The sequence below is a fragment of the Acinetobacter sp. YH12102 genome (assembly GCF_013419125.1).
Classification (GTDB): domain Bacteria; phylum Pseudomonadota; class Gammaproteobacteria; order Pseudomonadales; family Moraxellaceae; genus Acinetobacter; species Acinetobacter pseudolwoffii.
Map to the genome: position 1 here is coordinate 128,653 of NZ_VPAS01000005.1, position 12,733 is coordinate 141,385.

12 protein-coding genes are annotated in these 12,733 nt (G+C 42.2%); 6 read left to right on the forward strand and 6 right to left on the reverse strand.

All coding sequences use genetic code 11. The features are described from left to right. Positions 1-7: 7 nt before the first annotated feature. Together FTU42_RS06850 and FTU42_RS06855 are read right to left on the reverse strand one after the other, a co-directional pair. On the reverse strand, positions 8-355 hold the full coding sequence (locus tag FTU42_RS06850; protein WP_005097280.1) for an SMR family transporter: 348 nt from the start codon (positions 353-355) through the stop codon (positions 8-10). Positions 356-439: 84 nt separating this feature from the next. After that, a complete protein-coding gene (locus FTU42_RS06855) occupies positions 440-1,390 on the reverse strand; it encodes an alpha/beta hydrolase (RefSeq protein ID WP_218944654.1) in 951 nt (316 codons plus the stop codon). Positions 1,391-1,704: 314 nt separating this feature from the next. Between FTU42_RS06855 and FTU42_RS06860 the strand changes: the two genes are divergently transcribed. Both FTU42_RS06860 and FTU42_RS06865 read left to right on the forward strand, forming a co-directional pair. After that, positions 1,705-2,148 (forward strand): universal stress protein, encoded by a 444-nt coding sequence (locus FTU42_RS06860; protein WP_005170452.1) that lies wholly within the window; start codon positions 1,705-1,707, stop codon positions 2,146-2,148. Positions 2,149-2,283: 135 nt separating this feature from the next. Continuing rightward, positions 2,284-2,730, forward strand: coding sequence for a universal stress protein (locus tag FTU42_RS06865; RefSeq protein WP_005252208.1), 447 nt, complete (start codon positions 2,284-2,286; stop codon positions 2,728-2,730). A 33-nt stretch (positions 2,731-2,763) separates the two neighbouring features. On the opposite strand, the gene FTU42_RS06870 is transcribed toward FTU42_RS06865, so the two are convergent. Then, positions 2,764-2,973, reverse strand: a complete 210-nt coding sequence (locus FTU42_RS06870) for a hypothetical protein (protein WP_004278836.1) — start codon at positions 2,971-2,973, stop codon at positions 2,764-2,766. A gap of 215 nt (positions 2,974-3,188) precedes the next feature. After that, complete coding sequence (gene pepN / locus FTU42_RS06875; protein ID WP_180083195.1) at positions 3,189-5,795, reverse strand: aminopeptidase N; 2,607 nt, start codon at positions 5,793-5,795, stop codon at positions 3,189-3,191. Between the two features lie 369 nt (positions 5,796-6,164). Between pepN and FTU42_RS06880 the strand changes: the two genes are divergently transcribed. From FTU42_RS06880 to thiM, 3 genes are all read left to right on the forward strand, one after another. Further along, on the forward strand, positions 6,165-6,422 hold the full coding sequence (locus FTU42_RS06880; RefSeq protein ID WP_180075009.1) for a hypothetical protein: 258 nt from the start codon (positions 6,165-6,167) through the stop codon (positions 6,420-6,422). Positions 6,423-6,582: 160 nt separating this feature from the next. After that, positions 6,583-7,743, forward strand: a complete 1,161-nt coding sequence (locus FTU42_RS06885; RefSeq protein WP_180075010.1) for a hypothetical protein — start codon at positions 6,583-6,585, stop codon at positions 7,741-7,743. A gap of 32 nt (positions 7,744-7,775) precedes the next feature. Beyond that, on the forward strand, positions 7,776-8,624 hold the full coding sequence (gene thiM / locus FTU42_RS06890; protein ID WP_179999379.1) for a hydroxyethylthiazole kinase: 849 nt from the start codon (positions 7,776-7,778) through the stop codon (positions 8,622-8,624). 588 nt (positions 8,625-9,212) lie between these two features. Here the strand turns inward: thiM and FTU42_RS06895 are convergent. Next, positions 9,213-10,736: a TerC family protein gene (locus tag FTU42_RS06895; RefSeq protein WP_005097293.1), complete on the reverse strand. Its 1,524-nt coding sequence runs from the start codon at positions 10,734-10,736 to the stop codon at positions 9,213-9,215. A 739-nt stretch (positions 10,737-11,475) separates the two neighbouring features. Here FTU42_RS06895 and FTU42_RS06900 point away from each other — a divergent pair. Beyond that, positions 11,476-11,940, forward strand: a complete 465-nt coding sequence (locus tag FTU42_RS06900; RefSeq protein WP_074383241.1) for a MarR family winged helix-turn-helix transcriptional regulator — start codon at positions 11,476-11,478, stop codon at positions 11,938-11,940. Positions 11,941-12,016: 76 nt separating this feature from the next. On the opposite strand, the gene FTU42_RS06905 is transcribed toward FTU42_RS06900, so the two are convergent. Then, positions 12,017-12,679 carry an SOS response-associated peptidase family protein gene (locus FTU42_RS06905; RefSeq protein ID WP_180083196.1) on the reverse strand — a complete coding sequence of 221 codons (663 nt, stop codon included), beginning with the start codon at positions 12,677-12,679 and terminating at the stop codon, positions 12,017-12,019. Positions 12,680-12,733: the final 54 nt, after the last annotated feature.

Sequence of the window (12,733 nt, forward strand, 5' to 3'; positions counted from 1 at the left end):
CTGCCTTTTATGAATGTCCTGCGGTCTGGGAAAAAAGGTTGATGACGAGTACACCGGAAATAATCAGTGCAATGCCAATAAGTGCAGGCACATCGAGCGTCTGCTTGAAAAGTACATAACCCACAATTGCAGTCAGAACAATTCCCACACCGGCCCAGATGGCATAAGCGATTCCCAATGGAATGACTTTAATCACTTGCGACAATAAATAAAATGCAATACAGAATAAAACCACGACTGCCAAAGACGGCCATAATTTGCTAAAGCCTTCAGATTTTACTAAAAATGTAGAGCCTGTGACTTCGGCGACAATCGCCAGTGCCAGTAACAGGTAGGCCCACGATACAGGATTCATTTTTCCATCTCCAAAATTTCAGTGTTCATGCTTTGAATAACAAGCCAATTAAAATAGAAAATTAAACTTTAAATAATGCTTATTTTACAATGAATGCTGGTGCAGAAAATCAAGGGTGCGAATAAAGGTTTGCTGACTCTCTTTTTTGCCCATAAAAAACTGGTATTCATGAATCAGCCAGGCCTTAGATTCCGGATAAAATACCTCGGTCACTGCAATATTCCGGGCCTTGAGTGTCTCTACAAAAGGTAAGGACTGAGTATCGGTCAGAAAGTCTTTATTACCGCCACTGATGAACACCGGCGGATAAGCATTTGAAATATGCTGGATCGGGGAAATCTGCTTTAAAAATTCGACATCATCTTTCTGGTCGCCCGTATAAGCCTGTACCAGATTATAAACGCCCCATTCGACCATTTTGATTTCATCCGGTGCTTTTTGCACAAAGGCCTGTAGATCGTAAATACCACAATGCAAAATCAAGCCTTTGAGCTGCATTGGCTGAATATTTGGACTGAAATTGGATTGTTGTGAAAACTCTGGATTGGTCAACAATGCGGCATAATGACTGGCCAGATTGGCACCGGCAGAATCTCCGGCTAAATACAGTTGTGCTGCATCAATGTAGTAGTTCTCGGCATGCGTGTTGATAAATGCCAACGCCTGATTAATTTGCTGAAGTTGACTCGGATAAGTCACCTGCGGCGCAAACTGATATTGTACAGAAATCACGTTATAGCCTTGCGCCGCCAATAGCTTAAAATAGCCGCGGGCATGTGCCTTGGAACCTGAAATCCAGCCACCGCCATGAATCCAGACAATGGTCGGTCTCGGGCCTAGATTCTGAATATTCTGCGGTTGATATAGATCGAAGCTTAAATCCTGTAGCGGCTGGTACACGATATTGTTCTGTACCCGAACAGTTTCAGGAGCATAACGATCCATCACTTTTTGTTGTAGGCCCGTGGTCATATTGAAGGCACTGGCAATTAGCCTGCTATTTTGTACGGTATTCTGACAGCCCGCTAACATCATCGAGCTGACCAGCACAAGATTTACCGCGATATATCTCACAATTTCAATTTCCCTATATTGATAAAAATCAAGCGCAGGCAGTTTAACTGAAATGCTCAAAAACCAAAAACTTAATCCAGTTCGTTCTGGCAGCAGAGGTGAAAATCCCCAGTTTTTGCTCGGATTTATTTGCCCATTTCTTTACAGTTTTATGTGAATAATAGTTGTAATTTAATGAGTTTTTTCATTTTTTTAGGTTTTGCAATTGCACCTGTAGAGTCACTGTGCTATCAATGAATCAGAAGCGAACAATAAACATTTGGAGTAAAAAAATCATGGCCTATCAGCATATTTTAGTTCCGGTAGACGGCTCAGAAATTTCTTTTTCCGCAGTACGACATGCTGCAAAAATTGCCAAAGCATTTGGTGGCCAGCTTTCCCTGATCAGCCTGATTGCAGAAGATCCTTTTACTGAAGCTGATTTCTATTACAGCTCATCTATCATGAAGGAATATTTTGTACAGGCGCATGCCAATGCCAAAAATGCCCTGAAAGAAGCCACTGCGATTGCAGCGACTGAAGGTATTGAAGCTCAGTCACGGATCGTCACAGGTCTGGTCAATGCCGAACACATTGCCAAAACTGCTGATGAAGTAAAAGCAGATCTGATTGTTATGGGTTCTCATGGCCGTAAAGGCTTCCAGAAAATGATTCTGGGCAGCTTTGCACAGGATGTTTTAGGTGCCAGTGAAATTCCGGTTCTGATCGTGAAAAAATAATCAAAGCTTTGCGCATCTTCAAGGTGCGCATTACTCGGTTTTCTATATTTGATTTCAAACCAAACCGTACGTTATGGAGATTCACCCACCTAACCCCTATTCTCCTTACTGCAATAATAAATATCAGGAAGCACCATGAATAATTATGATCATCTTCTCGTAGCACTCGATGAGTCCTCGATTTCCTATGCTGCCGCAGAACATGCCCTCGAACTGGCCAAAGTATTTCATAGCCATGTCACCTTACTCAGTGTCATTGCGGTTGACCCTTTTAAGGGCGTAGATTTTTATAAAGTTGCTCCAGCAGTCACAGATTACTTTATGCATGCAGAACAAAATGCGCTTGATCGCTTAAATGACCTGAAACAGAGCTTTGTTCGTGAAGGCATACAGGTCACGACAAAAATCCTGCATGGTATGGCACCTTCAGAAGGAATCTTACAGGCTGCAAATGAATCACCGACTGATGTCATTATTATGGGTTCACATGGCCGTAAAGGTTTGCAAAAACTCATGCTGGGCAGTGTCGCTCAGAATGTTCTGGCACTTTCCTCTATTCCAGTACTCATCGTCAGACAATAGGATGCTTGATCAAAGCCTGTATGATACAGGCTTTTAGCGAAGTTTTTGATTTAATTCACTTAAGAAAATTTCAGCATCAAGCTGACTTTGAAATACTTTTTTGTATTCTCCGACCTGCTGAATGGAATGCGGCGTATATTGAATGGAGATTTCAAGTAAGCCATTTTCAGGATTCTTGCTGACATGTACGGCAATAATATGCTGGCTATTTAAATAAAAACCATCTTCAATTTTCACTAACATATCTTGGACAACCTCTAGTAAGCGAATCTGTAGATCCCTTTACCTAGCTTACAGCTTAATAAATAAATACTCTTTTCCGTATAATCATACTGTAACACCCTTTGGTACTTACCTAAGCCTTTAGAGAAATTCAACTGTATTTAAAGCCAGCGTTTGAAATAAACAGGAAATAAAAAACCGGATCAGGTCGATCCGGTTTTTTATGAATATTGATGTTATACGCTGAGCATACTATTGAGTGTCTCAGACACGTTTTTAGATTTAACCAGTGGTTTTAAGGTTTCAAGCTGTGCTTTCACTTCACTGCGTTGCGGTTCTGCCAAGGTATACCAGCGTGACAATACCTGTAGCAAACGTGAGCCTACAATCGGGTTTTTCTCGTCCAGATATTTCGCCAGACCAATAAAATGCTGTACGCCAAAGCTCCAGGTATTGACTGGGTTGGCATTCAAACCACCACTGACTGCACGAATACGGTTAGGCACCGCCAGATCATAATCTGGATGCTGGGTCAGATACGCAATGGTTTCGTCCGTTGCTTTTGGATGGGCTGCCTGAACCATAAACCATTGGTCTAAAGACAAGGCTTCATCTTCAAAGCGGCTGTAGAAATCGGCTAGAGCTTCTTGTGCTTGTGGTGCATCATTCCAGACCAAGACTTTCAGGGCGCCCAAACGTTCAGACATATTACCTGTGTGATATTGCTCATAAGCCAAATCAAAGGCAGATGCATCTCCCTGACGGGCGATCATCGTCAGCATGATGTTTCTTAAAGCACGTACACCCATCGCTTGCGAGAATTCAGATTGCAGATCAGGATCCAGATCGAGATACGTCTCTTTGGCTGTTTCACCAAAGGTACGTGCCAGCGTATGCAGCAAAGCCTCACGCTTTTCCTGAATCATGACCGGATTATAGTCCTGATCAATACGGCTGCCCAAATAACCTTCAGACGGTACATCAAACAGACGTGATGCCAATAGCGGATCTTTTTCTATCACACCCGGCAAGGTATTCAGCATCGCCGCGATATAAATATCCGCAGGCTGATCATCCAGCAAGATACGCTCTAATAACGTTTGAGTGGCTTGCCACTGGTTAAAACCATTGGTCTCATATTGCAGCAGGAAGGCCAATTCTTGTTCTGAATAGTCAAAGTCCAGATTGACTGGCGCAGAAAAATTACGCAACAAGGACACCACCGGTTTGCTGCTTATGCCGCTAAATTCAATCGTGGCTTGTTCCTGATCAAACAGATACACCCCATCTTTCACGCCATTTTCAAAGAGTGCTTCAGAGTTCAACTTTAACTGCTCACCGGTTTCGGCATCAAACAGCGCCAAAGCCACTGGAATAGGTACCGCTTTCAGATTCGGATATTTGGCATGGGTTTTCAGGCTTTGCTTCAAGCTAAGACGATAAGTTTGCATTTCAATATCATATTCGGCTTTTACTTCAAGTTTCGGTGTACCCGGCTGGTTATACCAGGTCAGGAAGTTGGATAGATCCACCCCTGAACCTGCGGTGAGCGCGGCCACCCAGTCTTCCACCGTTACCGCCTGACCATCATGACGGCGGAAATACTCATCGGTACCTTGGCGGAATTTTTCCTTGCCCAGCAAGGTCGCCATCATGCGGTTAATTTCCGCCCCTTTTTCATACACGGTTGCGGTATAGAAGTTGTTAATTTCGACAAAATGATCCGGGCGTGGTGGATGGGATAGCGGGCCAGAATCTTCCGGGAACTGATGTGCCTTCAGAACCGCCACATCATCAATACGCTGTACCGCAGCCGACTGTAAATCTTCCGAGAAAGACTGGTCACGGAACACGGTCAAGCCTTCTTTCAAGCAGAGCTGGAACCAGTCACGGCAGGTAATCCGGTTACCAGTCCAGTTATGAAAATATTCATGGGCAATCACCGACTGTACCCGCATGATCGCAGCATCAGTGGTAAATTCTTCATCGGCGAGCACACATGAGGTATTGAAGATATTCAGACCTTTGTTTTCCATGGCACCCATATTAAATGCACTGGTCGCCACGATCATGTAATTGTCGAGGTCATATGGCAGGCCATAATGCTCTTCATCCCAACGCATGGAATGTTTTAGCGCTTCCATGGCAATCTTGCATTTTGGAATATCTTTTTCTTCTGCATAGATTTCCAGTGCCACATTGCGGCCTTCTGACGTAACATAGGAATCTTTCATCACCGCCAGATCACCAATGACACAGGCAAAGAGATAACTTGGCTTTTTGGTCGGGTCCTGCCAGATGGCGTAATGACGGTTGGCATCAACTTCCCCGGTTTCCAGCAGGTTACCATTGGCGAGTAAAACAGGATATTTCTTGTCTGCTTCGACACGTGTGGTAAAGACCGACAACACATCCGGACGGTCTGGATAGAAGGTAATTTTACGGAAACCTTCTGGCTCATTTTGGGTTACAAACAGATCTGAACTGGCCTGATACAGACCTTCCAGCATAGTATTGCTTTCCGGATGAATTTTCACCACGATTTCAAGCAATACCTGATCAGGTGCACTGGCAATCAGCAGTTGCTCAGCATCCAGACTGTAGTCACTGGCATTGAGTATTTGACCATTTAACTGAATCGATTGCAGTTCCAGATCTCGTCCGAGCAAGACCAGATTACCGGCAGTTTGACGCTGCATCTGCAGTTTGCTGCTGACCAGCGTATGATCTGCATAGACTTGAATATTCAGGTCGATAGAATCGACAACAAAGGAAGGTTTTTGATAGTCTTTTAAATAAATGGTTTGATCCGCTTCGATCACCGGGTTTGCCGCAATATTCATGTCCTGTCCTAATCTTTATCTTGTTCGACATTGTTCATGTCAAAATCATACGCCAAGTTTTAAACGCTGTCTGTGCATTTGTATTGTTCGCTCTAATATGGGCATTGCACGCACCACTTTCAATGCGTTTTTGCCTAATTGCGCAGCACTCGACTGGACTTAAGAAAAATCTATGCCAACTAAATCACCACAATCATGATTTCTTACATTTATATAAATTATTGATTTTAAATATATATCTAGCTTTAAATAACAATTCACAAGTCCAGATTAAAAAACGAGCACATTTCTTGCTAGCCTTAAACTGTGTTTTTTCACACTTAATTCCACATTTAAAATGAAACAATAATGATAAGCATGAGGTGAGCCATGTATCTAAAAAAACATATTGTACGAATGGAAAATATTAAAATGCTGCAAACTCTGGATCAGGCGAACATTGACCATAAAGTCATTGCACTTTTGATGAGCTGTGAAGGCATTCCGCTTCAGTCGCATGAAGTCACGGCCATTCTCAATAGCTACGATGCACTCGGTGCCAGGAAAGTTCCATCTAAAAAGGTGCAGGCCTTGATTCATGCCAAACACCGCGGGGAACAGGACGAAAGCTTACCCTGCCCGGTTTAAAAAGCATTATTTCATGTTTTAAAATCAGAGCTACTTCGGTAGCTCTTCTCCTGTTTGGATGACTATTTTTGATTTAGAAAAATTGCACCCGTCCACTACGTTTGCATCTCATCAGCCGTGTATAATCAAATGCCCGTCCATTCTAGAGTTGCCCGCGACCATGGTATTCAGTGTTCTGCAAAAACAGCTTGATGAAAGTACCCACTGCCCGCTGTGTAAGGCATCGATGTATTGGATTGAGGCAGAGCAATATGATCAGGAACTGAGCTATCATGAATGCAGCCATTGCCAGCATCAGCTTTATTCTGATCAAAAGCACAATTGTTATTGTGAACGATGTCTGGCGCAGCGTAAACGCATGCTCAAGGAAGTCCGTTTACAGGAAAATCGTCTCTATCATAAAAAACAGGACCGGCCGGTTCCTGAGCTCAATCAGCTCAGTTTTATCAATAAACTGTTTTTACTTTCGATTTTAGATGAACAAGTACAGGAATATAGCCAGCACCGCGAATATATCGACTGGCATCATATTCGCTATTTTTCCATCAGTCCGAACTATCTGTTTCAACATGGTCTGATCAAAAATATGCTCAGAGAACAGATTTTAATTCCCAAAGATGTTCAACAGGAAAATCAGCACTATTATATTAATGTACGTCTGGATGGCTATTCTGAACCGAGCCTGTTCAGCATTACCCAGCAACTACGCAACTGGTTTTATCAGAACCTGAGTCAAGGTGTGCCCTTTAAAAGTGCAGATGAAGTCAAAGATGCCCTGTATTGTCTGCTATATGAGGAGATCATTCAGTTTGCGCAATTTTACTGTCGTAGCTGGAATGTGCAGATTGCCGGAAATCAGAGCTTTCAGACCTTTTGCTATCGCCTTTTAGATGTCTTGGCAGTGGGACAGATTTATTATCTGGTACAGACCGCCCTGGAATATCTATATAAGCAAAAAGCGCTTAAGCCACGCAATGAAAATTTTATTAATACCAATCTGCTGAAAAAAACCTTACAACAGTATCGGGAACGTTCTGTCACGGAAAAATGGGAAACCTCTACCCTGCCACGCCCGCCACAACTGGCCTTCAGCAAGATGAGTGAAATCCTGTTTTATCGCTTCCTGGGTTATGATGAGAATATTTTCTTTCAGCCGGTCTGGCGCTCATGGCATAAAATTGAACCGCGCCTGAAGTTTTATTCGCAGAAACGTTGTATGCACTGCGGTTCACAGGAACTTTCGGTGGATTATGATGCCAGTGACTATGTCAGCCTGTTCTGCCGTAGCTGTAAGCATCAGGACCATTATTTTACCCGTTGAGCGAAGATACGACTTAGATTCCTTTTTGACAGATGATCATTATGAATACTTCTACGCAAGCACTACAGCACACGCTTCTGGATCAAATCTGCGAGGCATGGTTAAAGTTACAGCAACATCAGCCATTGGTACATATCATGACCAATGCCGTGGCCAGTAATTATGTGGCCAATGTGGTGCTGGCTGCCAATGCTTCCCCCGCCATGATCGATAATCCTTTTGAGGCCGAAAGCTTTGCCAAAATTGCAGCTGCGATCAATCTCAATCTGGGTACACCGACCACCGAACAAGTACAGGCCATGCACATTGCTGCGGAAACGGCACATCGTCTGAAAAAACCGTGGGTACTGGATCCGGTTGGTTATGGAACGGTACTGCATTGGCGCTCGAATACGGTAGATCAGTTACTCAATTCCCATCCGACAATTTTACGGGGCAATGCCTCTGAAATTGGTGCTTTGGCCGGCAAGCGGATCGAATCCAAAGGTGTGGACAGTACCATCAATAGTGCCGATGTTTATTTACAGGCACAAAGCTTATTGGCGCATTGTGACTGTGTCGCGATTTCCGGTGAATCTGATTACATCATTTCCAGAGATTATCCGGTAATACAGGTATCAGGCGGATCATATTTACAACCGCGAGTCACGGCCACCGGTTGTGCACTTGGTGCACTGATTGCAGCCTATAGTGCTGTAAGTTCTCCCGCAATCGCAGCACTCGCTGCACATGTGCATTTTGCAATTGCAGGTCAACGGGCTTTTGAACGTGCGCCACAGCTTGGCAGTTTTAATGTGGCTTTTTTGGATGAAGTCCATCAACTTAATACTGAAAGCATCCGACAATACGCCAACTTTCAAATTTTGCCGGGAGCAGTTTAGTTTGCTAACAGCTTTAAGGGATGTTTGCAGGTTTGCATAGACCTGACACCCCACTTTTAGCTGTACATCGCTCACATTTTCTACTAATTTCTGAAGAGATAGGTTGTTTCTGAATCCTACGCTGAAACTATTTTGAGCATAATCGGTGGTTAACTGAACAGGCTTCATATAACTTAATGTAATTTATCTACCGATTTCCGCCAAAGAGATCAAAATTTTGTTTGATCTGTTTTTGCATGATCCAACTGAAATCATATGAATTATAATTTAATTATCCAGCAGGATTTGAATGTTACTTTTAAGCTTTAATTAACAGGCTCTATTGATCAATATCCAGTATGTGATTCTGCTTATGCTGCATTACGAACCTGACTATTAGACTTAAAACTCTAGTGCAATATCAGGCCATTCAGCTCAATATCCAACTTGAGTGATAGTCTGCATCGAATGATAAAAAATCTGTCTGAACAATGACCTCACTTTGTTTTTAATAAGGACATTTGAGAAAAGATGCATTAAAAAAAGTCAGCTGCCACTAGAGCAACTGACCTTCAAGATTTGAACAAAGCAAGTGTTTAAAACAAGCGTTTAAGCCGCGTAATGAATACTAACTGATTTGATACGATTGCTTTCAATTTCAGTGACTTTGAACTGTACACCTTGATAATCCAATTCAGTACCGACTTCGACCACACTGTTGGTTTTATCCAGAATCAGACCCGCAACACTGATATAACCAGCATCTTCATCAATCAGATCAATCATGCCGAGTTCAAGCTCAAGCTGATACAGATCCAGCATACCTGAAGCGATCCAGTGGGAATCGTCAATTCTGACCAAATCAAGTTGTTCGTCTGCATCCGGGAACTCACCGGCAATGGCTTCAAATACATCTAGTGGTGAGATCAGACCCTGTACATTACCAAACTCGTCGCTCACCAAGACCAAAGAGCCTTTAGAGGTACGCAAAGTATTGATCGCATCAATAACTTTCATCTTTTCAAAGATATAAATTGGACGATGGCGTTTGATCAGGGCTTTTAACTCTTCCGGTTCTTCCAGCACATCCAGTAATTCCTTGGCGCGTACGATGCTAATCACCTTATCCAGGCTGCCACGACATACCGGAAACAGGCTGTGGGGAACAGATAGAATTCTTTCACGGATCTGTTCCGGGCTATCCTCTAGATCGACCCATGAAATCTGACTGCGCGGTGTCATGATCGAAGCGACTGAACGCTCTGCAAGGGTCAATACCCCGCCAATCATGTAACGTTCTTCATCTGCAAAGGCTTCTTGAGCTTCATTTTTGTCAGTATCAGTGGTTTCCAGCTTGCCGCCCATTAACTTCAAAATGGAATCAGCCGTACGATGACGCAAAGGAATCTTAGATTCATGCTTTGCTGCATTACGCTGGCCGAACTGGTTGAACGCTTCGATCAAGATCGCGACACCAATACCCGAATAGATATAGCCTTTTGGAATGTGGAAACCAAAACCTTCTGCAATCAGACTGATACCAATCAAAAGCAGGAAGCTTAGACACAGAATCACCACGGTTGGATGACGGTTTACAAAACTGGTCAATGGTTTCGATGCCAGTAGCATTACACCCATCGCAACAATCATTGCAGCCATCATGACGTAAATATTGTCGACCATCCCAATTGCAGTAATCACTGAATCTAAAGAGAATACAGCATCTAAAACCACAATTTGGGCAACAACAGCAGTGAAACTTGCATAAACCACCTTAGTGGTCAATTTGACTTCAGGCTTACCTTCTATCTTTTCATGTAACTCTGTGACGGCTTTATACACCAAGAACAAGCCGCCAAATAACAAGATCAAGTCCCGACCGGAGAAGGTCCAGTCAAACAGGGTGATCAGCGGCTGAGTCAAAGTGACCAGCCAAGCAATGGCAAACAACAGGCCCAGACGCATCAATAATGCGAGTGAAAGACCGATGACACGAGCTTTATCACGTTGTTCAGGAGGAAGTTTTTCAGCCAGAATGGCAATAAAGACTAGGTTATCAATACCTAAAACGATTTCAAGAATAATAAGAGTAATTAAACCTACCCAAATTCCGGGATCTAATAAAAATTCCATTAGAGAACTACCCCGTTCGAGTAAGCTAGAAATAGAGATGGAAGATCAACGCACGGCGAGGGATCCATTAAATTTAACCTATGTAACTTAAGACCATTCCATTATGCATAAACTGAGTATTTTGTAATGTATTAATTTATAAAAAAATTACATGATTATGATTTTCCTTAGACTTTTTTCATTAATCAGTGTGTATAAAACGCATTAAACTTAATTTTTTCTTCACAAATTATTTTACTTTAATTAAAAATATGCAGTAATTACCATTCATTAGCTCAACCACTTTTAAAGTGAACTAAAAATTCAGCCATCAAATATATACCGATTAAAAAAGCAATCAGTTAAAATAGGGCTTGAATTTTTTAATGGGGAAATTCCTCCGCATAACTGCATAGATCCATCAGCAAAATTGTCTGGTTGATTAAAATCAGAGTGATTGCATTTTGGCCGATAAGCGAATCATGCTGTCGAATGACAAACGATTGCGGAAAATGATTCCGCCTCAGAAATATACAATTAAGTATTAATTTTACACAAAATATTATTGCCTTTCATCCGATTTAAAATGGCCATTCTCTGTCCTGAATCAGCGCATATGCAGAACTGCTCGACTTCTGGGGCTATTAAGAAAAACTAAAAAGTGCAATCTCTTTAACATTTTTAAAATAAAGGTTGAAACATGCATAAACTTTTTCATAAAATGGACGGGCCCTAGAAAAATAAATACAAGGAACATTTCATGACTAAGAAATATGCAAAATTTTTACCGTGTACGGAAGAATTTAATTTAGAAAACTTTCCCTATTATTGGGTTACTCAGGTTCATGCTCAATATGTACTTAATGTCGATCACGCACTTAAAAAATATGGTGTCGACAATTCGCGCCGCCGTATCCTTCTTGCCTTAAAATCCAAACCGCGTGCGAGTGTATCCGACTTATCAGAGATGGTCGTATCTAAAATGTCGACCACCACTAAAATTGTTTATCGCTTAAAAGATGAGGGTCTGGTTGAGACTTATTCATGTGAAGATGATGCACGAATTACCCGGGTATTTTTGACCGAAAAAGGCATGCAAATGACACATAAGATCAATGATCTGACCAATATAGTACTAGAGCAGTCATTTGAAGGCTTGACGCCTTTGCAAATTGAAAAAACCATGGAAAGTTTACGTCATATTTTTAAAAACCTGGCTCGTTAAAAGTCCTACTTTTTATTTTTAAATAGACGCTGGCGAATTGGCATACTTTCAATAATAAATAATTCACCGGAGCTTTCTAAGAATCAAAAAAGTTCAGTTGTGGGCTGGCTTTTTTGATTTTTTCTTTGGGAACATGTGAACATTCAAACTCTTCTTCCGGAAAGCCGTGTACAAAACTTCGAATATCCGGATGACTCAGTGTCAGCCATTCTTGTAGTCGCTCATGCGGAATCACGATCACCGAACGTTTGATATTTCCAGGCTCATGAAATTCTTTCATCATCGGATGGTCAATGGCATCCATCGTAATCATGCTGGCAGATCGTACAATTTCCCCTTGTACTCGTGTAATCTCATATACTGCCGCAATAAAAGTCGCCTGACCATCTTGACGTCTTACACCCCAACGCTGTGGTTTATTGTCAAAATATTTGGACTCATAAAACTCGGCAACAGGAATGACCCCAAAATGACATTTGGCAGTGGCTTCAGCAAAGGTTGGCTTTTGCAATAAAGTTTCATTTCTGGCGTTATAGGTCTTGGTAGCTATACTTTTATCTTCTGCCCATTTTGGAATCAGGCCAAAATTTACCGACCGCCATTCCAGTCCTTGAACGGACTGGAATAAAAGTGGTGCAGCATAATTGGGATAGACTTCTTCTGGATATTCAAAAGGAATGTCTGGCAATCCCAGATCATGCAATTGTTTTAAGCTTAAAGGTTTAAAGTTGGCGCACATGGCTCATACATGTAAATCATTCGTCTATGAGATTATAGCCTGCTGCCAACTCTA